The sequence below is a fragment of the Anoxybacillus tengchongensis genome (assembly GCF_014201585.1).
Classification (GTDB): Bacteria; Bacillota; Bacilli; order Bacillales; family Anoxybacillaceae; genus Anoxybacillus; species Anoxybacillus tengchongensis.
The window spans coordinates 173,160-193,722 of the sequence record NZ_JACHES010000001.1; the positions used below are offsets into that span (position 1 = coordinate 173,160).

22 protein-coding genes and 1 other annotated feature are annotated in these 20,563 nt (G+C 42.8%); of the genes, 14 read left to right on the plus strand and 8 right to left on the minus strand.

What is annotated here, in order from left to right; genetic code table 11:
- The first annotated feature begins 52 nt into the window (after positions 1-52).
- Positions 53-991, plus strand: coding sequence for an aromatic acid exporter family protein (locus HNQ82_RS00945; RefSeq protein ID WP_183246831.1), 939 nt, complete (start codon positions 53-55; stop codon positions 989-991).
- Positions 992-1,041: 50 nt separating this feature from the next.
- Positions 1,042-1,545 (plus strand): L,D-transpeptidase, encoded by a 504-nt coding sequence (locus HNQ82_RS00950; RefSeq protein WP_183246377.1) that lies wholly within the window; start codon positions 1,042-1,044, stop codon positions 1,543-1,545.
- A gap of 30 nt (positions 1,546-1,575) precedes the next feature.
- Here the strand turns inward: HNQ82_RS00950 and prli42 are convergent, their stop codons facing one another.
- Positions 1,576-1,671: a stressosome-associated protein Prli42 gene (gene prli42 / locus HNQ82_RS00955; RefSeq protein ID WP_009373849.1), complete on the minus strand. Its 96-nt coding sequence runs from the start codon at positions 1,669-1,671 to the stop codon at positions 1,576-1,578.
- Between the two features lie 142 nt (positions 1,672-1,813).
- On the opposite strand from prli42, the gene mce reads away from it, so the two are divergent.
- Together mce and HNQ82_RS00965 are read left to right on the plus strand one after the other, a co-directional pair.
- Positions 1,814-2,227: a methylmalonyl-CoA epimerase gene (mce, locus tag HNQ82_RS00960; protein ID WP_183246379.1), complete on the plus strand. Its 414-nt coding sequence runs from the start codon at positions 1,814-1,816 to the stop codon at positions 2,225-2,227.
- Positions 2,224-3,774: a carboxyl transferase domain-containing protein gene (locus HNQ82_RS00965; RefSeq protein ID WP_183246833.1), complete on the plus strand. Its 1,551-nt coding sequence runs from the start codon at positions 2,224-2,226 to the stop codon at positions 3,772-3,774. The genes mce and HNQ82_RS00965 overlap by 4 nt, the downstream gene beginning before the upstream one ends.
- Before the next feature lie 46 nt (positions 3,775-3,820).
- Here the strand turns inward: HNQ82_RS00965 and HNQ82_RS00970 are convergent, their stop codons facing one another.
- Complete coding sequence (locus HNQ82_RS00970) at positions 3,821-5,158, minus strand: PepSY-associated TM helix domain-containing protein (protein WP_183246381.1); 1,338 nt, start codon at positions 5,156-5,158, stop codon at positions 3,821-3,823.
- Positions 5,159-5,323: 165 nt separating this feature from the next.
- Between HNQ82_RS00970 and HNQ82_RS00975 the strand changes: the two genes are divergently transcribed.
- From HNQ82_RS00975 to gndA, 3 genes are all read left to right on the plus strand, one after another.
- Complete coding sequence (locus tag HNQ82_RS00975) at positions 5,324-6,448, plus strand: M20/M25/M40 family metallo-hydrolase (protein ID WP_183246383.1); 1,125 nt, start codon at positions 5,324-5,326, stop codon at positions 6,446-6,448.
- A gap of 4 nt (positions 6,449-6,452) precedes the next feature.
- Positions 6,453-6,920, plus strand: coding sequence for a chemotaxis protein CheW (locus tag HNQ82_RS00980; RefSeq protein ID WP_183246385.1), 468 nt, complete (start codon positions 6,453-6,455; stop codon positions 6,918-6,920).
- Positions 6,921-6,984: 64 nt separating this feature from the next.
- Positions 6,985-8,394, plus strand: a complete 1,410-nt coding sequence (gene gndA, locus HNQ82_RS00985) for an NADP-dependent phosphogluconate dehydrogenase (protein WP_183246387.1) — start codon at positions 6,985-6,987, stop codon at positions 8,392-8,394.
- Between the two features lie 85 nt (positions 8,395-8,479).
- Here the strand turns inward: gndA and HNQ82_RS00990 are convergent, their stop codons facing one another.
- Both HNQ82_RS00990 and zwf read right to left on the minus strand, forming a co-directional pair.
- Positions 8,480-9,091 carry a cyclase family protein gene (locus HNQ82_RS00990; RefSeq protein ID WP_183246390.1) on the minus strand — a complete coding sequence of 204 codons (612 nt, stop codon included), beginning with the start codon at positions 9,089-9,091 and terminating at the stop codon, positions 8,480-8,482.
- Between the two features lie 13 nt (positions 9,092-9,104).
- Positions 9,105-10,592, minus strand: a complete 1,488-nt coding sequence (gene zwf / locus HNQ82_RS00995) for a glucose-6-phosphate dehydrogenase (protein WP_183246393.1) — start codon at positions 10,590-10,592, stop codon at positions 9,105-9,107.
- 119 nt (positions 10,593-10,711) lie between these two features.
- On the opposite strand from zwf, the gene rnz reads away from it, so the two are divergent.
- Both rnz and HNQ82_RS01005 read left to right on the plus strand, forming a co-directional pair.
- Positions 10,712-11,647 (plus strand): ribonuclease Z, encoded by a 936-nt coding sequence (gene rnz, locus HNQ82_RS01000; protein WP_183246395.1) that lies wholly within the window; start codon positions 10,712-10,714, stop codon positions 11,645-11,647.
- Entirely contained in the window at positions 11,647-11,964 is a 318-nt protein-coding gene (locus tag HNQ82_RS01005) for a CHY zinc finger protein (protein ID WP_183246836.1), read from the plus strand. The genes rnz and HNQ82_RS01005 overlap by 1 nt, the downstream gene beginning before the upstream one ends.
- Before the next feature lie 37 nt (positions 11,965-12,001).
- Here HNQ82_RS01005 and namA read toward each other — a convergent pair whose 3' ends face one another.
- From namA to proI, 3 genes are all read right to left on the minus strand, one after another.
- Positions 12,002-13,003 carry an NADPH dehydrogenase NamA gene (namA, locus tag HNQ82_RS01010; RefSeq protein WP_183246397.1) on the minus strand — a complete coding sequence of 334 codons (1,002 nt, stop codon included), beginning with the start codon at positions 13,001-13,003 and terminating at the stop codon, positions 12,002-12,004.
- A 173-nt stretch (positions 13,004-13,176) separates the two neighbouring features.
- Complete coding sequence (locus HNQ82_RS01015; RefSeq protein ID WP_183246399.1) at positions 13,177-14,361, minus strand: RNA-guided endonuclease InsQ/TnpB family protein; 1,185 nt, start codon at positions 14,359-14,361, stop codon at positions 13,177-13,179.
- A gap of 182 nt (positions 14,362-14,543) precedes the next feature.
- Positions 14,544-15,365 (minus strand): pyrroline-5-carboxylate reductase ProI, encoded by an 822-nt coding sequence (gene proI / locus HNQ82_RS01020; protein ID WP_183246401.1) that lies wholly within the window; start codon positions 15,363-15,365, stop codon positions 14,544-14,546.
- 43 nt (positions 15,366-15,408) lie between these two features.
- Positions 15,409-15,621 (minus strand) — a binding site (T-box leader).
- Positions 15,622-15,802: 181 nt separating this feature from the next.
- On the opposite strand from proI, the gene HNQ82_RS01025 reads away from it, so the two are divergent.
- Genes HNQ82_RS01025 through HNQ82_RS01040 form a run of 4 tightly spaced genes read left to right on the plus strand, consistent with a single transcriptional unit; the run spans position 15,803 to position 19,036 of the window.
- Positions 15,803-16,750, plus strand: coding sequence for an MBL fold metallo-hydrolase (locus HNQ82_RS01025; protein WP_183246403.1), 948 nt, complete (start codon positions 15,803-15,805; stop codon positions 16,748-16,750).
- Complete coding sequence (locus HNQ82_RS01030) at positions 16,747-17,532, plus strand: SDR family NAD(P)-dependent oxidoreductase (protein ID WP_183246405.1); 786 nt, start codon at positions 16,747-16,749, stop codon at positions 17,530-17,532. The genes HNQ82_RS01025 and HNQ82_RS01030 overlap by 4 nt, the downstream gene beginning before the upstream one ends.
- Positions 17,533-17,546: 14 nt before the next feature.
- Positions 17,547-17,861, plus strand: coding sequence for an iron-sulfur cluster biosynthesis family protein (locus HNQ82_RS01035; RefSeq protein ID WP_183246407.1), 315 nt, complete (start codon positions 17,547-17,549; stop codon positions 17,859-17,861).
- A gap of 8 nt (positions 17,862-17,869) precedes the next feature.
- Positions 17,870-19,036 carry an endonuclease Q family protein gene (locus HNQ82_RS01040; protein ID WP_183246409.1) on the plus strand — a complete coding sequence of 389 codons (1,167 nt, stop codon included), beginning with the start codon at positions 17,870-17,872 and terminating at the stop codon, positions 19,034-19,036.
- A gap of 9 nt (positions 19,037-19,045) precedes the next feature.
- Here HNQ82_RS01040 and HNQ82_RS01045 read toward each other — a convergent pair whose 3' ends face one another.
- A complete protein-coding gene (locus tag HNQ82_RS01045) occupies positions 19,046-19,252 on the minus strand; it encodes a CDGSH iron-sulfur domain-containing protein (protein ID WP_183246411.1) in 207 nt (68 codons plus the stop codon).
- Positions 19,253-19,438: 186 nt separating this feature from the next.
- Between HNQ82_RS01045 and HNQ82_RS01050 the strand changes: the two genes are divergently transcribed.
- Positions 19,439-20,554, plus strand: coding sequence for a TIGR04053 family radical SAM/SPASM domain-containing protein (locus tag HNQ82_RS01050; RefSeq protein ID WP_183246413.1), 1,116 nt, complete (start codon positions 19,439-19,441; stop codon positions 20,552-20,554).
- Positions 20,555-20,563: the final 9 nt, after the last annotated feature.

The window sequence follows — 20,563 nt, forward strand, 5'->3', positions numbered from 1 at the left end:
TGGGCACCTTTTATATTGGAATGTGTTATAATGAGGGCGGAGTGTGATATTTGTGTTAAAAATTGGTTATCGGACAGTAAAAACAGCGATTGGAACGGCGAGTGCCATTGCGCTTGCCCAATGGTTACATCTTGAAAATTTCGCTTCTGCCGGCATTATTACAATACTTTGTATTCAAGTGACGAAAAAAAAGTCGTTGCAGACGGCACGCGCCCGATTTGTTGCCGGGCTGGTCGGCTTATTGTTTTCGTTTCTCTTTTTTGAAGGGCTTCATTATCATCCGCTCTCGATTGGGTTATTGTTGTTGTTTTTTATTCCAACGACCGTTTCGTTAAAAGTAACTGAAGGGATTGCAACAAGTACGGTTATTATTTTGCACGTATATATGGCAAAAACGATGACGTGGCACCTCGTATATAATGAAGTGATGTTAATGATTATTGGAATCGGTATCGCTTTACTTGTCAATATGTACATGCCGAGCGTTGAAAAAGACTTAAAAGAGTATCAACGTATTGTAGAAGATTTATTTCGTATTATTTTTAAAGAAATTGTTCATTATTTACGTACGAACGAAAGTTTATGGGACGGAAAAGAAATTGCGTTAGCAAGTGATACGTTAAAGCAAGCGAAGGCGCTTGCGTTACAAAACATTGAAAACCATTTTTTACGCAATGAAGATTATTATTATCGATATTTTCGTATGCGTGAACGGCAATTTGAAATTATTGAGCGCATGTTGCCGCTCATTAGTTCAATGACATATACGGTCGAGCAACGCAATATGATTGCCGATTTTATCGACGAATTAAGCGATGCCATTCACCCAGGAAATACAGCGGATCGTTTTATTCGCCAGCTTGAAGCGATGAAAAAGCAGTTTCAACAAATGCCGTTACCAAAAACGCGCGAGGAGTTTGAACAACGTGCTGCTCTTTTGCATTTTGTGAAAGAGATGGAGCAATATTTAATCATTAAAAGCCAATTATAACGGTATGGTCGCTCTTTTTTGATGCACAATAATTGAAAAAGGGTGAGATCATGTCGCTTTTGTTTGCTTTTTTTCTTTTTATTTCGCCGCTTTGGCCACTTGGAGACAATCCGCGCGTTGGCGATCCAATGATCGTTGTCAACAAACAGACGAATCAACTTGCTTTTATTCGTAACGGGAAAATTGAACGCATATATCGTGTAGCAACAGGAAAAACGAATGCGCTCACACCAGAAGGATTATTTACGGTTACGGTGAAGGCGGTGAACCCGTATTATCGGAAAAAAAACATTCCGGGAGGCGCACCGAATAACCCACTTGGCACGCGCTGGATTGGATTTGATGCCCGCGGGACAGACGGTCGAACGTACGGCATTCACGGAACGAATCGCCCGTCATCAATTGGACGGTATATTACTGAAGGATGCGTACGTATGCATAATCGGGATGTTGAGGCGTTATACCCAAACGTGCCGCTTGGAACGAAAGTAGCGATCGTGAAAACAAGTCAATCATTTCAACAGCTCGGGAAAAAGTACGGAGCGCTCAAATAGAACAAGCTGGCCGAATGCGGTCAGCTTGTTCTATATCCACATGCTTAATCCAGCAAGCAACGATGTTAAAAGCATTGAACCGAGCATTAAATAGACGACGATTTTTTGCACTTTTTTTGAATGCATTTTTTTCACCTCTTGTTACCTATTGTACAAACATGCTGATCGACAAACAAGTATGAAAAAATGCAAAAAAGAAGGAAAAAAGAAAAAAGATGTCGAAATGCATAGGTGGTTTGCAACCGAGAACAACAAAGGGGTTGGGGTTATGGAAATGAAAAAAGTCGATCATATTGGCATCGCTGTCAAATCATTAGAAGAGGCGCTCCCGTTTTATACGGATACGCTCGGCTTATCGTGCGTTGGCATTGAAACGGTTGAATCCGAGCAAGTTCGGGTAGCGTTTTTAAAAGTCGGCGATGTCAAGCTCGAACTGCTTGAGCCGCTTTCTGAACATAGTCCAATTGCTTCTTTTATTGAAAAAAGAGGTGAAGGTATTCATCATGTCGCGCTTGGCGTGGATGATATTGAACTGCGCATTCAGGAGTTAAAAAATAACGGCATTCGTATGATTCACGAACAGCCGAAGCGTGGTGCAGGTGGCGCACGCATCGCTTTTATGCATCCGAAATCAGCCCACGGCGTGCTGTATGAACTTTGTGAAAGGGGCGGTGGGCGATAATGGATATGTATGATAAAATTAACGAGCTATATGACCGTCGCCGCGAAATTGAGCTAGGCGGTGGCGACGATAAAATTGCCAAGCAACATGAAAAGGGAAAATTAACGGCAAGAGAGCGAATCGATCTCTTATTAGATGAAGGGACATTCGTTGAGTTAAATCCGTTTATTGAACATCGTTGCACCGACTTTGGATTAGCAGAGAAAAAAGGTCCAGGTGATGGAGTTGTCACAGGATACGGTAAAATCGATGGACGAACAGTATTTGTCTTTTCGCAAGACTTTACTGTATTCGGTGGCGCCCTCGGGGAAATGCACGCGAAAAAAATTACAAATATTATGGATTTAGCTGCAAAAACAGGGGCCCCAATCATTGGATTAAACGATTCTGGTGGCGCGCGCATTCAAGAAGGCGTGTTGTCGCTTGATGGATACGGTCATATTTTTTATCGAAACTCGATTTATTCAGGCGTCGTTCCACAAATTTCTGTCATCATGGGGCCATGTGCAGGAGGGGCTGTCTATTCACCAGCCATTACCGATTTTGTTTTTATGGTCGAGAAAACGAGTCAAATGTTTATTACCGGACCGAAAGTCATCGAAACAGTGACAGGAGAAAAAATTAGCGCGGAGGATTTAGGTGGTGCGCGTGTTCATAATACGATTAGCGGAAATGCCCACTTTTCAGGCGCGACAGAAGAAGAGGTGCTTGCCCAAGTACGACGGCTATTAAGCTATCTTCCACAAAATTGTCAAGAAAAGCCGCCTGTTGCACCTGCACAAAAGGAAAGCGATTACCGTCCCGATTTAGCGGATGCTATTCCTATTGATGCGGTACGTCCATACGATGTGCGAAACGTCGTGTTGCAAGTCGTTGACGAAGGATCATTTATGGAAGTGCAAAAAGATTTTGCGAAAAATATTGTCATCGGTTTTGCCCGCATAAAAGGGGAAGTTATCGGACTTGTATGCAACCAGCCGAAGTTTATGGCGGGAGGACTAGATATTGACTCATCGGATAAAGCGGCGCGCTTTATTCGCTTTTGCGACTCGTTTAATATTCCGATTATTACATTTGAAGATGTGACGGGCTTTTTCCCAGGAGTCAAACAAGAGCATGGGGGAATTATTCGCCACGGAGCAAAAATTTTATATGCCTACTCTGAAGCGACAGTGCCGAAAATTACGGTTATTTTACGGAAAGCATATGGCGGAGCATACGTTGCATTAAACAGTAAATCGATCGGAGCGGATGTCGTATACGCATGGCCAAATGCAGAAATTGCCGTTATGGGACCACAAGGGGCAGCGAACATTATTTTCGCAAGCGACATCGAAAATAGTCCGAACCCAGAAGAAACGCGAGCGCAAAAAATTGAAGAATATCGCGACAAGTTTGCGAATCCATATGTCGCAGCAAAATACGGCATGGTCGATGACGTCATCGACCCACGCGACACGAGAATCAAACTCATTCAAGCACTCGATATGCTTCGTCATAAACAGGAAGAACGTCCGAAAAAGAAACATGGGAATATTCCGTTATAAATTGTTCAATGAAAAAGCGAACAGTACATGTACTGCTCGCTTTTTCTTATGAGAACCATGTTTGTAATTTTGGAATGCGACGAATAACAATCCAATCGAGAACAAAAGCGATGGCCAATGAAAGAGCGACTAAAGGCATCATAAGCCCTAATACGATGATGATGAGTGTGACGATTTGCATCGCTTTTTTGTTTTGTGGAGCAGATGGGACACCTAACGATCCTTTTGGGCGTCGCTTCCACCATATCACAACACCGCTATACGAAATGAATATGAGACCGAGGCAAGTGATAAGGCCGATCATTTGATTAAATAAGCCGAAATATCGACCTTCGTGAAGGGCAATACCAATTTCGATTACTTTAGCTAGCCAACCATAATCTTTAAAGCGTAAATCGGCTAACACTTTGCCGCTATATTGATCAATATGCAATGTAGCTTGATCTTGCGGCAAGTTTGGAAAGACCGAAACGGTATACACTCCTTTTTCTCCTTCAGGGAAGTAAATAGAAAACCCTGGATGAACATGTCGCTCTTTTGCAATTTGAATAACTGATTCAACTGGAATGGTCATTGTTCCGTTTTGATTCGATTCAGGTACAGGCATATTTTCCGCCGCCCATGGCACGTCTGCTACTGATTTCGTTGGAATAACGGATTCTGGAATTTGACCGTCCCATAAGCCAGGTGGGTAGCCGGTGTGTGTTGCCGTGGCAATGCGATTAATTTTATCGCCCATAAACCCAGCCCAAGGTAAACCAGTCAAAATAAGTAATAAAATAAAGACAGACAGCCAAATGGCAATCACGGAATGAATGTCTTTCCACATGACGCGCTTTCCTTCATTAAAGCGAATTTTCACAATGCCATATAAAGAACGATTTCTTGGCCACCATAAATATAATCCTGTTATTAATAAAATGACAGCCCAACATGCAGCAAGTTCAACAATTCTGTCGCCAATTGTTCCTACCATTAATTCACCATGCAGCTTGACAATGATATTCATGAGTTTATCTTCTTTTGCGATTTTACCAAGAATATCGCCGGTATATGGGTTAACAAAAACGATATATGTTTCACCATCTAAAACGACGCCAACTTCAGTCGAACGGTGTGGAGCATCGCTTGGCCGATAGCTGACGACCGTAGCATGTTCATACGTATTTGTAACTTTTTCAATGAGGGTACTCGGTGCCAACTCATGTTCCCCTTCTTCAATATAATAGTATTCTTTGTATAAAAACGATTCAATTTGTGGTTTAAATAAGTAGATAGCTCCGGTGATGGAAAGAATAATTAAAAAAGGTGCGAAAATAATTCCGGCATAAAAGTGCCAACGCCATATAGCTTTGTATAAATCTTTGTTTGATAATGAATTCATAAAAACCTCCTGTTTTACTATGAAATGAAATTCAATGTGAATGATATAACGAAATTGTGACAAATGTGTGAAGCGGAAGAAAAAAAATTATGTGCATGTGTTCATCGCCATATGAAGGAAAATTCGTTATACTTAAAGATGAGTACATACATAGGAGGATGGATGATGGTAAACGAACAGCGTTTAGTCGAAGAATTTTTAGAGCTTGTGCAAATTGATTCGGAAACGAAATATGAGCGCGACATTGCGGATGTGTTGAAGGCGAAGTTTGAAGCGCTCGGTTTACATGTCATTGAAGATGATACGACTGCGCAAACAGGGCATGGAGCAGGAAATTTAATTTGCACTTTGCCAGCGACAAAAGAAGGAGTTGATCCGATTTACTTTACATCTCATATGGATACCGTTGTGCCAGGAAAAGGGGTCAAGCCGTCGATTCAAGATGGATATATTGTGACAGATGGTACGACGATTTTAGGAGCGGACGATAAAGCAGGACTTGCTGCGATGTTTGAAGCGATTCGAGTATTAAAAGAAAAACAAATTGCGCACGGCACAATTCAATTTATTATTACTGTTGGTGAAGAGTCGGGGCTTGTTGGGGCGAAAGCGCTTGATCCGTCGCTCATTCAAGCGAAATTTGGATATGCACTAGATAGCGATGGAAAAGTTGGACAAATTATCGTTGCTGCTCCAACGCAAGCAAAGTTGAAAGTGACTATTCACGGAAAGACGGCTCATGCGGGTGTTGCACCAGAGCGTGGCGTATCGGCAATTACAATCGCTGCCAAAGCGATTGCGCAAATGCCGCTCGGTCGCATTGACGAAGAAACAACCGCAAACATCGGCCGTTTTGAAGGTGGAACACAAACAAATATCGTTTGCGATCGCGTGGACATTTTAGCAGAGGCGCGTTCGCTCGTTCCAGAAAAAATGGAAGCGCAAGTCGCGAGAATGAAAGAAGCGTTTGAACGAGTAGCGGAAGAAATGGGGGGGCGTGCAGATGTTCATGTGGAAGTGATGTATCCAGGATTTAAATTTGGCGACGGCGATCATGTTGTTGAAATCGCAAAACGAGCAGCCGAAAAAATTGGTCGTCCGCACGAGCTGTTGCGTAGCGGTGGCGGTAGCGATGCGAACGTCATTGCCGGATTTGGCATTCCAACGGTCAATTTAGCGATCGGTTATGAAGAGATCCATACAACAAATGAACGTATGCCAATTGAAGAACTTGTGAAAGCAACCGAAATGGTCATCGCTATTATTGAGGAAGTGGCTGCGAGGGGGTGAAACGATGAATAAAGTCGTCGTTTTTCAACTTGCGAACGAACAATACGCCATTCCGGTTGAACATGTCGTTTCCATTGAAAAGATGGGCCATCCGACGCTCATTCCAAGCATGCCTTCGTATATGCTTGGTGTTGTTCGCATTCGCGGTGAGCTTGTTCCCGTGCTTGATACATCGCAAATTTTATATCGCCGTCCGTATACGGAAGCAGAGAAAACGCGGCTTGTCGTTGTGCATACGGGCGATTTACACGTAGCATTTATCGTAGACGATGCAAAGGAAATTATTGATATTCCATCACATATGATGAAGCAAGTGAATATGCTTGCCTATCAACAGACGCCATACTTTATCGGCATTGCGAATTTACCTGATCGGCTCATTACTGTAATTGATCCAACGATATTGTTTGACAATTTAGAAGGAGCAAGCACCATTAAAGAACATATTAGGAATGAGAAACAGAACACTTGAACGAGAAAAGACGATTATGGTATGTTCTTTTTTGAACAATCAAAAATAGAAAGGAACGTTTGCTATGGCGAAACAACAAATTGGTGTGATCGGTTTAGCGGTCATGGGAAAAAACTTGGCGCTCAACATTGAAAGCCGCGGTTATTCCGTTGCCGTATATAACCGTTCACGCGAAAAAACAGACGAATTTTTACAAGAAGCGGAAGGGAAAAACATCGTTGGTACATACAGCATCGAACAGTTTGTCAACGCGCTTGAGAAGCCGCGCAAAATTTTATTAATGGTGAAAGCAGGCGCGGCGACAGACGCAACAATTGAGCAATTAAAGCCGTATTTAGAAAAAGGCGATATCGTTATCGACGGCGGCAATACGTATTTTAAAGATACACAACGCCGCAATAAAGAGCTTGCCGAGTTAGGCATTCATTTTATCGGTACAGGCGTCTCAGGTGGAGAAGAAGGGGCGTTAAAAGGACCTTCGATTATGCCAGGCGGACAAAAAGAGGCGCACGAACTCGTTCGTCCGATTTTTGAAGCAATTGCGGCAAAAGTCGATGGCGAACCGTGTACGACATATATCGGTCCAGACGGTGCAGGCCATTACGTAAAAATGGTGCATAACGGTATTGAATATGGCGATATGCAGTTAATTGCCGAAGCATACTTTTTATTGAAGCATGTGCTCGGCTTAAACGCCCAAGAGCTTCATGAAGTATTTGCCGAGTGGAATAAAGGAGAATTAGACAGCTATTTAATCGAAATTACGGCAGACATTTTTACAAAAATCGATGAAGAAACGGGCAAGCCGCTTGTTGATGTCATTTTAGACAAAGCAGGGCAAAAAGGAACAGGAAAATGGACGAGCCAAAACGCGCTCGATTTAGGCGTTCCACTTCCGATCATTACTGAATCGGTATTTGCTCGCTTTATTTCCGCGATGAAAGAAGAACGTGTGAAAGCAAGCAAGCTATTAGCTGGACCAGCAGTGAAGCCGTATGAAGGCGATCGTGCGCATTTCATCGAAGCTGTTCGCCGTGCGCTTTACATGAGCAAAATTTGCTCCTACGCCCAAGGCTTTGCGCAAATGAAAGCCGCATCAGAAGAATACAATTGGAATTTACAATACGGCAATATCGCGATGATTTTCCGCGGCGGCTGCATTATTCGTGCACAATTTTTACAAAAAATTAAAGAAGCGTATGACCGCGACCCAGCGCTTCCAAACTTATTGCTTGACCCATACTTTAAAGAAATCGTCGAAAACTATCAACAATCGCTTCGCGAAATCGTCGCAACGGCAGCGATGCGCGGCATTCCAACACCAGCGTTCGCAAGCGCTCTTGCATACTACGACAGCTACCGAATGGAAACATTGCCAGCAAACTTGATCCAAGCGCAACGCGACTACTTCGGCGCCCACACATACGAGCGCATCGACAAAGAAGGCATTTTCCATACCGAATGGTTGAAATAAACAAACCCCCCCTAGGGCAAGTGGCTCTAGGGGGTTTTTAAGAGAATTTATAAAATCCCCCTCACCATGCGATGAGGGGGATTGTTTATTGTTCAAACAACAATACGCGCGCTGGGGCGGCGTCGGTGCCGACGAGTTTAAGCGGGGCGGCAACCATCCAATATTCGCCCGCTGGTACGTCTTTTAATCGAAGCCCTTCGATGATAATAATGTGATGATTAAACAATGTTTTATGCGTTGGGTGTCCTGCTTGGTTACGTTCAACGCCGAGCGCGTCAATGCCGACGCCGCGAATGCGTTTTTCGGCTAAGTATGTTGCCGCATCTTCAGCAACGTAAATAAATTCAAAGTTAAAGGCGTCGTCGAATGAGTTTTTTGTTTTAAATAAAATAAAATCGTTCTCTTGAATATCAAAATGAATGAGATCTTCTTTTGTAATGCGATCGTTCACATGTGTGACGTCCAATACTTTGCAGTAGCCGACAAGTTTTTCAAGCGGAATCGTTTCGAACGTTTCTCCGTCTTTTACCATATGGAGCGGCGCGTCAATGTGTGTGCCTGTATGCACATCCATATCGATGCGCGATTCGGTGACGTAATCGTTCGTGATGGTCATTAGTTTCGGTTGTTTTTCCGGTTTATTTTTATACACAGGCATCCCTTCGAAAATAGGAGCGGTGACATCGTACATTTTCATAGGTGTTTCCTCCTTACATTGTTCCGTTTAGTGGCCACCAATGGAAGCCGTCTTTTTGCAATAGTTCGTCTGCTTTTTTTGGTCCCATCGAGCCAGCTTCGTAGTTCGGAAAGTCCGCGGCTTTCGTGTTTGCCCACACTTCCGAAATTGTGTCGACAAAGCTCCATGAAGCAGCGACCTCATCCCAATGTGTAAAGTTTGTCGCATCGCCGCGCATGCAGTCATATAACAATTTTTCATACGCTTCCGGTGTATTAATGCCGTCGATGCAGTTGTTGCAGTAGTCGAGCTTAATTGGCGTCGTTTTCATGCTTTCGCCGCTTTTTTTCGCATTTAAATGAAGGGTAATGCCTTCATCGGGCTGAATATGGATGACGAGCAAGTTCGGATGAACGTGTTCGCTTGTGCGATAATATAAATTCATCGGTACATCTTTAAATTGCACAACGATTTTCGTTGATTTTTCCGTCATTCGTTTTCCAGTTCGTATGTAAAATGGCACGCCTGCCCAGCGGAAGTTGTCGATCATTAATTTCCCTGCAACAAACGTTTCTGTATTGGAGTTTGGATCGACGCTATGTTCTTCACGATATCCGACGACTTGTTGCCCGCGCACGATGCCGCGTCCGTATTGCCCACGCACGAAATATGTCTCGACGTCATCATGCGTCATCGGACGAAGCGCCCGCAACACTTTCACTTTTTCGCTACGAATATCGTCAGTCGTCAGCTTAATCGGAGGCTCCATCGCTAAAAGCGCAACCATTTGCAGCATATGGTTTTGCACCATATCGCGCAGTGCACCGGAGTGGTCGTAATAGCGCCCACGGTCTTCTACACCGAGCGTTTCGCTTGATGTAATTTGAATATTAGCAATAAATCGGTTGTTCCAAAGCGGTTCAAAAATAGCGTTTGCAAAGCGAATAACTTCGATGTTTTGCACCATTTCTTTTCCAAGATAATGGTCAATTCGAAAAATTTGTTCCTCCGAAAACGATTGACGAATTGCTTCATTTAATTTTTGCGCGCTTTGTAAATCATGACCGAACGGTTTTTCAATCACTAATCGCGTCCAGCCGTTCGTTGTCGTCAGTCCTTCTGATTTTAAATGCGATGTAATCGTTCCAAAAAATTCAGGTGCCATTGCTAAGTAAAAAATGCGATGACCTGGAATGTGAAACTGCTCTTCAACGTGTGTTAATAATTCGTTCAGTTGTTTGTATGATTGCGTATTTGTCGCATCTAGTGAATGATAGTAAAAATGAGAAATAAATTTCTCATGTATCAACTCTTGTTTCGTTGCTTCTTCAATTGTTTCTTTTACATAGTGGCGAAACGATTCGTCTGTATGCGGGCGACGGGCAACGCCAACAACCGCAAACTGTTCATCAAGCTTTCCTTTTTGATAAAGTTTATAAATAGATGGGAATAGTTTACGTTTTGCTAAGTCCCCAGTCGCACCAAAAATTACAATTGTCGCTTTTGGTTGTACGTCATTCACGGATCACATACCTCGCTTTTATTCATTTTTTGAAAGGTTCATGATAATGTAATTTTAGAGGTTTATTGTGGTAAACGCAAATGTTTTATCTAATTAAAGAAAAGAGAGGAGATCGTAGTGTGGAGTTATTGTTTTTAGGGACAGGCTCTGGCGTCCCATCAAAAGGTAGAAACGTATCAGCCATTGCCCTTCAGTTGTTAGAAGAAAGAGGGGCGACATGGCTATTCGATTGCGGAGAAGCAACGCAACATCAAATTTTACATACGTCTATTCGCCCACGGCGCATTGAACGTATTTTTATTACGCACTTACATGGCGATCACATTTTTGGTTTACCCGGATTGCTTGGTAGCCGTTCGTTTCAAGGGGGGGAAACACCTCTTTTTGTTTACGGTCCAGCAGGTATTCGTTCGTTTATCGAAACCGCATTAACGGTCAGTGGCACGCGACTCAAATATGAGCTACATATTGAAGAGTTTACAGAAGGTGTCGTATTTGAAGACGAACAGTTTGTTGTTACAGCAAAATTGCTTGATCACGGGTTGCCTTCGTACGGTTTTCGAATTGTCGAAAAAGATTTGCCGGGTACGTTGCTCGTTGATGAGTTGCGTGCACTTGGTGTGAAGCCCGGTCCGATTTATCAACAAATTAAAAGGGGAGAGCTCGTTACGTTAGATAACGGAACAGTTATTGATGGGCGTAAATTTGTTGCCCCACCGAAAAAAGGGCGCGTTGTGGTCATGATGGGAGATACACGTTATTGTGAGGCAAGTGTTGAACTAGCAAAACAAGCGGATGTGCTTGTCCATGAAGCGACATTTAGCGCAGAGGAAGCTCATTTAGCGCACGATTACTATCATTCAACGACGTTGCAAGCAGCGGAAGTGGCGAAAAGAGCGGAAGTGAAGCAACTCATTTTGACACATATTAGTTCTCGCTATCAAGGGGATATGTGTGAGCGACTCGTGGAAGAAGCAAAAACCATTTTTCCGAATGTCGCACTTGCCTTTGATTTTTCATCATTTCCGATTATAAGAAAAGGGAATGATGAGTGATGATCGAAGTCAAAGGAAACGTCATCGACAAACAAACGAGATGTGTACATTATTATAGTGAACGCGATGTCATCGCGATTAAGTTTTATTGTTGTCAAACGTATTTCCCGTGTGTGCACTGTCATGAAGAACATGGTTGTGGCAAGCATGCGGTATGGCCGAAAGAACGTTTTTATGAAAAAGCTGTCTTATGCGGCGTTTGTCAAACGGAGCTGACGATTGAACAATATATGACGAGCAATTACCGTTGTCCACATTGCGATGCCGCGTTTAATCCGGGGTGTCAACTTCACGCCCACTATTATTTTGACATATAAAAGGATGTCCGTTGCATTGGACATCCTTTGTTGTGTTTTACCATCCTCTGACATATGGTTTTGGCGCTTCAAGAGATATACCAAGTTCGGTTGCGGCTGCTCTTGGCCAATATGGGTTGCGAAGGAGCTCGCGACCGATAAAAATGAGATCAGCGCGTCCGTTACGTAAAATTTCTTCTGCCTGTAAGCCTGACGTAATAAGCCCGACGGCCCCTGTCGGCACATTCGCTTCACGGCGAATTGTTTCAGCAAACGGCACTTGATAGCCTGGATATACTTGAATTTTTGCTGGAACGACAGCGCCAGAGCTCACATCGATCAAATCAACACCTTGTGCTTTCATTCGTTTTGCATATTCGATGTAGTCGTCCACCTTTAAGCCGTCCGGATGGTAGTCAGAAGCAGAAATGCGGACAAACAACGGTCCGTCCCATACCTCTTTTACCGCTTCAATCACTTCGCTTAAAAAGCGGTAGCGATTTTTCCCGCCATATTCATCTGTTCGTTTGTTTGTAAGTGGCGATAAAAACTCGTTAATGAGATAGCCGTGAGCAGCGTGAATTTCGATGACATCAAATCCAGCTTCCTTGGCGCGACGCGCACCTTGTTGAAACGCATGAATCGTTTCTTCAATATCGGCTTTCGTCATCTCTTTTGGTGTACGCATCGTGTCATCGAACGGAATAGGGGATGGAGCGAAGATTTCTCCAGCAACCGTCGCTTTTCGTCCAGCATGAGCAAGCTGAATGCCGATTTTGGCGCCTTGCTCATGAACGAGCGAGGTAAGTGTGCGCAATCCATCGATATGGGCATCATCCCAAATCCCTAAATCGCGAGCTGAAATTCTTCCTTGTGGTGTTACGGCTGTTGCTTCAACAATAATAAGTCCGACTTGCCCAACAGCGCGCGTTGCATAATGAATAAGATGCCAGTTGTGAACCGTTCCGTCTTCACGATCGCATGCATACATGCACATCGGCGACATGACGATACGGTTTTTTAATGTGATGTCCCGAATCGTATATGGTGAAAAGAGCATATTCCTTCCCGTTACAGAAAACTTACAAAACTTTATAAATCATCTATTCATTATTTATAAAGTCTACGTTTCCTTCCTTGTTCATCGCGCCCGATTTCGCAAAAAAGCTACTCTCGTTTTCTTGGCACTCCGAAGGCTTCACTTCCCCACTAACGTATGGGTACATAGTCATGTCACATCATGGATTCGGCATATTGTTTCAAGTTGATGCTCGCGTTGAGATCGCGATCCATTTGTAACCCACACACTTCGCAACGGTACGTCCGTTCCGATAAAGAAAGGTGGTCTTTCACATGACCGCAACGGCTACACTTTTTGCTTGACGGATAAAAGCGATCTACGACGATCAACTCGATACCATGCCATGCACATTTGTACGTCATTTGCCGCTTGAACGCGTGGAATGTTTGTTGTTGAATCGCTTTCGATAGCTTGCGATTTTTTAACATGCCACTTGTGTTCAAGTCTTCCATCACGACATACGCTGGCTTGGCTTTCACCAACGTCGTTGTGATGTGGTGGGTATGATTAAGCTGTATGTTTTTCAGCCTTCGGCGTTTTTTTAAAACAAGGAACTCCAGTTTCTTGATGTTTTCCGTTTTTCTGTAACGGAATTCACCTCCTTCTGTTTTTGTTTTATTCATTTCGTACTTTCGTGATATTTGTCTTTGCATGCGCCTAATTGACTTTTCCAGCTTTTTTACTTTCGGTGTTTGGTTAATGTTTGGAAACATCATGCCATTGCTGACGGTAGCGAACGACTTTACCCCTAAATCAATGCCGATGCCCTCGTTGTACGTTTCATGTTTTACTTCCGCTTCTTCTACACCGACCGTTAAAAACCAATGTATTCCGTCAAACACGATGCGTGGATTGACGTATGTTACATGTTTTCCGTGCGGAATACGTCCTCGCTCCGCCAAACGAATCCAATTGAGCTTCTGTCTATTTTTCTTTTTGGAAGGCGTCAGTTTCTCTAGTTTCACATGCGTGTCGGTGATTTTAATTTTCGATGTATCTTGATAAAAACTTGGGCGTGTTCGTTTCTTCGTTTTAAATTTCGGAAACTTCGCCCGTCCTGCAAAAAAGTTTTTGTAGGCTTGACACGCATCTTTGATCGCTTGTTTTGTAATGTTGTTGGAATAATTGTTGAGCCAACTGTACTCTTTCGTTTGTTTGAGCCGCGTTAATCTTTTTCTTAATTCACCATCATTTAAAAATTTACCGCCTTGTTTATGATTTTCTTGTTGTTGTGCTAAGGCAAAATTATACGCCCACCTTGCTACACCAGCGCACTCAAATAATCTTGTTTGTTGTTTATGATTAGGAAGTAGCATAACTTTAAATGTTTTAATCATTTTCAGTTAGCTCCTTAATCATCTTCTTGGCTTTATTTGCTCTTTTGCCTTGTAATTTTTTATAAATTGTATATAGAGTTTTATGGATTTTCACAAAAATATTTTAACAGTTACTAACCCTCCCATCGTATCTTTCATTACGAATGATACCACGTTCGTTTGGAAAAGAAAAACAATTTGCCTTATTGAACGGAAGAAAGAAGTGCCTCACCGAGCTCTTTCGAACGTTCGGTCGCTCGTTTAATGCAAGCAATCATCGCCTCTTGATAGCGATAGCGCTCAAGCACGCCGATGCCTGCTTCTGTCGTTCCGCCTGGGCTTGTGACTTCTTTACGCAAAACAGACGGATGTTTGTTTGTTGCTTTTAACATATGAGCAGCGCCGATAATCGTCTGTAAAATAAGCTCTTTTGCAATATCGCGATCGAGCCCGATTTCATCGGCTGCTTTTTCCATCGCTTCAACTAAATAATAAACGTAAGCTGGTCCGCTGCCGGATAACCCTGTCACAGCATGTAACTGTGTTTCATCAACAACCGTAACGATGCCGACCGTTTCAAATAGCTCTTTTGCCATGTGTAAATGTTCAGCCGTTGCGTATAATCCTTGTGAAATCGCTGTTGCAGATTGCCCGATGGCCGCTGATGTATTTGGCATGGCACGAATGACAGGGATTTTTTTTCCGATGAGCGATGCAATCGTATCCGTCGTCACCCCTGCAAGTAATGAAATAATAAGTTGTTGCTCATGAAAAGCATGTGCGATTGGCGTTAAGCTTTCTGCAACGTCTTTTGGTTTCATCGCTAAAATAACAATATCAGCTTCTTTGACCGCTTGTTCTTTATTTGTTTCGATTCGTACCCCGTATGTTTGTTGCATATACGTCAGTCGCTCCATTCGAGAGCGATTCGTTACAATCATTTGCTCTGGCTTATATAACGTTTGTGTAACCCCCGAAATAAGCGCTTCTGCCATCGACCCTGCACCGAGAAACGTCACTGTCATTTTTTCTCCTCCTCGTCTCCAAAATAAAAAGACCTTTCGTCCGATAAAGGACGGAAAGGTCTTTATTTCCGCGGTACCACCTTTGTTGGCACAAATGCGCCCACCTCTTATGCCGGTATCGTCGGCAAGACGGTTAGGTTTGCCTAACAGCTCATAGGGTAGGTTCCATGATAAAGAGGGTAATGAAACCTTTCAGCCGGTGGGTTTCACTCTCTTTTACCGTTTATCATGTACTGGCCCTATTCATCGCTTCGTACATATATGATTTGTTTGCAATTATGCACGAAAAACAAGCATGTTGTCAATACATTTTCAATATTTATTTTCTGAATTTTTTAATAAATAAATAAAAATAAATGACAAACAGAAAAAATAAGTGTAAACTGATAAACAGACGAAAAGGAAAATTATGATGATATAATGAAGGAGTCGAAAAAATGGAACAATTGCATCGCATTGTCGTCCCAACGCCATTTGCCGTTGGCGATGTGAATATGTATATTGTCAAAGGCGAACGTTTAACGCTCATTGATGCGGGAGTGAAAACGGAAGAAGCATGGCATGTCTTCGTTCGTGAATTACGCGAACTCGGTTATGAACCGGAGGATATTGAGCAAGTCATCATTACACATCACCATCCAGATCACGTCGGTTTACTCGATTATTTACCGCCGTCGCTTCCCGTTATCGGCCATCGCAAAGCAGCCCCTTGGATTGCGAAAGATGCTGCTTTTTTTGCGTGGCATCAACAATATTTCGAGCAATTTTTAATTGAGTGTGGCATCGGTGAAGAAGGAATCGCGAAACTTGGGAACTTTCGACGTTCTCTCCGTTTTTCGTGCGAGCGCTCGCTCACACAAGAAGTGAAAGAAGGGGACATGATTGAAGGTTGGACGGTCATTGAAACACCAGGACACGCACAAAGCCATATTGTTTTATATCGTGAAGCGGACGGTCTGATGATCGGGGGAGATCATTTGCTAGCAACGATTTCATCAAATCCGCTGTTAGAGCCGCCTGCGATCGGTGAACAAGAGCGCCCGAAACCACTTTTGCAATATAACGATTCATTGGAAAAGTTGTTGAATTACGACATTACAACGATTGTCACCGGACACGGCGAAGATGTGACGAATGTCGCACCGCTTATCGCAAAGCGGCTTGAAAAACAAAAGGAGCGTGCACAATATGTATGGCAATTGTTGAGCGAAAAGCCGATGACGGCATTTGACGTATGCCGAGCACTTTTTCCAACCGTATATGAACGCGAATTTTTATTGACGATGTCTGAAACGATTGGTCAGCTGGACTATTTAGAAGCGATTGGGGAAGTGAAAAAAGAAAAAGATGGTCAAATATATATGTACGAGGTGGTGAGAGCGTGAAGCTGAAAGGGAAATACGTCGTCATTACAGGAGCATCGAGCGGCATCGGTGAACAAATCGCATACGAAGTAGCTAAACGCGGTGGGACACCGATACTGCTTGCTCGATCAAAAGAAAAATTAGCACAAATTGCGCAACATATTGAGCAAACGTATGGCATGTCTTGCTTATATGAGCAGCTAGATGTTAGTAACGAAAAAGAAGTAGATGCTGTATTTGATCGTTTGCTTGCTTCTGTTGATGTACATATTCTTGTCAATAATGCTGGTTTTGGTGTGTTTCGTTATGTCGAACATATCGATCTCTCGGAAGCAAAACAAATGTTTGACGTCAATGTTCTCGGATTGATCTCGTGTACGAAAAAAGTGTATACGCATATGATGGAAAAACGATCGGGGCATATTATTAACATCGCATCGCAAGCCGGAAAAATTGCCACACCGAAATCGAGCGTATATGCTGCCACAAAACATGCTGTTCTCGGATTTACAAATAGTTTACGAATGGAAGCATCGATGTATGGCATTTATGTGACAGCTGTGAACCCTGGACCAATTGAAACAAACTTTTTTACCGTTGCTGATACGTCTGGGGAATATGTGAAAAACGTGAAACGATGGATGCTTCGACCTGAATTTGTCGCACAGCGCATCGTTGATGTGATGCTTACTCCTACGCGTGAAGTGAATTTGCCGGTTTGGATGCACATTGGAAGTCGTATGTATCAACTATTCCCATCGCTTATCGAAAAAATCGGAAAACAAGCGTTTTTAAAAAAGTAAGTGAGGTGAACAAGATGAACATTACATTAACAAAACGAGCGATTGAACAACTTCATCGTGTTCGAGGGAACAAGCATGTCAAGCTGATATATGATATAGATGATTGTGGATGTGCCGTGAATGGTGTGCCTGTTTTGCTCCTTGTCGATGAATTAGATGAGCATGATGTGGTGATTGAAACAAATGATCTGCCCATTTGGGTAGAGAAACATCGGCTCATTTTTTTCGATGAACAAATGACGATTGACGTTGTCGACGGGGCAGGATGTTTTCAATTAAAAAGCCCGAATCAAATATTGAATCCGCGCATGTCGCTTGTGGAGCGCTGAAAAGAAAAATGATGAACAATTATTTTGTTGATTTACATATTCATATTGGTCGAACGGCTTCACAACGACCAGTTAAAATGACAGGAGCGAAATCATTAACGCTATCTAATATTGTCCATGAAGCGACATATACAAAAGGTTTACAAATGATTGGCATTGTTGATGCTCATGTGCCGGAAATATTAAAAGAAATCAAGCAACATATTGAAAAACATGGTTGGACGGAACATCGAGATGGGGGAATTTTAGCGCAGGGTGTCACAATGTTGTTAGGAAGCGAAATAGAAATATACGATGAACATTGCCAAGGTCCAATCCATGTGTTAGTTTTCTTTCCAACCATGGATACAATGCGCAAATTTTCCGATTGGATGGCGAGTTATGTGAAAAATCGCTCGCTTAGCTCGCAGCGCATATACGTGTTAGGAAAGCAACTGCAGGAACAAGTAAAAAAATGGGATGGATTATTTATTTTAGCGCATGCGTTTACTCCGTTTAAAAGTGTATATGGAAAAGGAGTCAAACAAAGTTTGACAGAAGTATTTGATCCTCGCCTTATTGATGCAGTTGAATTAGGATTAAGTGCGGATACAACGATGGCGGATCAAATCGAAGAGCTCCATCGTTATTGTTATGTATCTAACTCGGATGCTCATTCGTTAAAAAATATAGCGCGTGAATATCAAATGATTGCGATGGAAGAAGCAACGTTTGCCGAATTAACAAAGGCGTTACGACATGAACAAGGAAGAAAAATAACAGCAAATTACGGGTTAAATCCGAGGCTTGGTAAATATTATCGCACAACTTGTGCGCGTTGTTTGTCGCGATGGAGCGGTGAACAATGTGAGCAGTGTGGTTATAATCAACAAATTGTTGGGGTATATGAGCGGCTGCAACAGCTACGCACCACTTTTTATACATCTGTTGTGCGTCCGCCATATATTCATCAAGTGCCTCTGTCGTTTATTCCCGGAATAGGCCAGAAGACATATAAAAAACTAATCGAACGAGTAGGAACGGAAATGTATATTATGCATGAAGCGTCTGAAGACGAATTAGCATATGCAGCAGGACAAAAAATTGCTCAAATGATTATCGCAGCTAGAAACGGTACATTGCAAGTAGATGAAGGAGGGGGAGGGAAATATGGCAAAGTAAAAAGCCCGGAATAAAAGCCGGGCTTATTCGCTTTTCGGCGCGCGAACGACCGATTCAAATTTTCCTTTATGGGCAGCATCACAAAACGGCATGCTTTGTGAAAGCCCACAACGACAGAGGGAAAACGTTTCTTTTGTTTCAAACTTGTTTCCTTCCATATCAATTAATTCCACATCTCCGGTTACACGAAAAGAACCGTTATCCATTACTTTAATTTGCACTTTCGCCATATTGCCACCTCCTTATATACCTTATATCGTATATACTATCTGTTTTATATCGGAAATGCAAGGACGTGCATGTTTGTCAGAATAGTGACAAGATGGTTATGTGATACTTTTTGTGATGAATGTCACATGATCTATCTCCGCCTTTTTGTACAATGAGAGGTAGTGATCGAATCGGAGGGATCAAATATGCGTGATTTTCAACAAAATCCGTTTATTGTTATATGGGAGTTAACGCGGGCATGTCAGCTCAACTGTCTTCATTGTAGGGCAGAAGCGCAATATCATCGCGATCCACGTGAGTTAACGTTTGAAGAAGGAAAGCGATTAATTGATGACATTTATGAAATGAATCAACCTCTTCTCGTGTTTACAGGTGGCGATCCACTGATGCGTCCAGATGTATACGATATTGCTAAGTATGCGATTGATAAAGGACTTCGTGTATCAATGACGCCAAGTGCCACACCAAACGTAACAAAAGAAGCGATCCGAAAAGCGAAAGAAGTAGGACTTGCTCGTTGGGCGTTTAGTTTAGATGGACCAAATGCTCAAATTCACGATCACTTTCGCGGAACACCTGGCTCGTTCGACTTAACGATGAAAGCGATTCAATATTTGCACGAGCTCGATATTCCAATTCAAATTAATACGGTCATTTCTCGTTATAACGTTCATGTGCTTGATGAAATGGTGCAACTTGTTGAAAAGCTCCGGTGTGTGCTTTGGAGTGTATTTTTCCTCGTACCGACAGGCAGGGGAAAAGAGACGGATATGATTTCGCCCGTTGAACATGAAAAAGTGTTTCGATGGCTGTATGAAACGAGCAAACGTGTACCGTTTGATATTAAAACGACAGCGGGACAACATTATCGACGTGTTGTGTTGCAGCAAAAAATGCGAGAGCAACAAATTCACGGTGACATTCGTTATGAAGACGTGTTAATGAAAGGGCTGACCGGGCAAGTAGATGGGCTAGGACGTGCCCCAAAAGGAGTAAACGACGGAAATGGCTTTGTATTTATTTCTCATATTGGCGATGTATATCCGAGCGGATTGTTGCCTGTAAAAGCAGGAAATGTGCGCGAACAACCGCTATCATACATTTATCGCCATTCTCCGATTTTCAAACAGTTAAGAAATCCAGACGGATATAAGGGAAAATGTGGCGTGTGTGAATTTCGCTACGTTTGTGGCGGATCGCGTTCTAGAGCGTACGCGGTGACAGGCGATTACTTAGCAAGCGAACCGTATTGCATCTACATCCCGAAAGCGTGGAGGCAAAAAGAAAGGGTCGGCGAATAGCCAACCCTT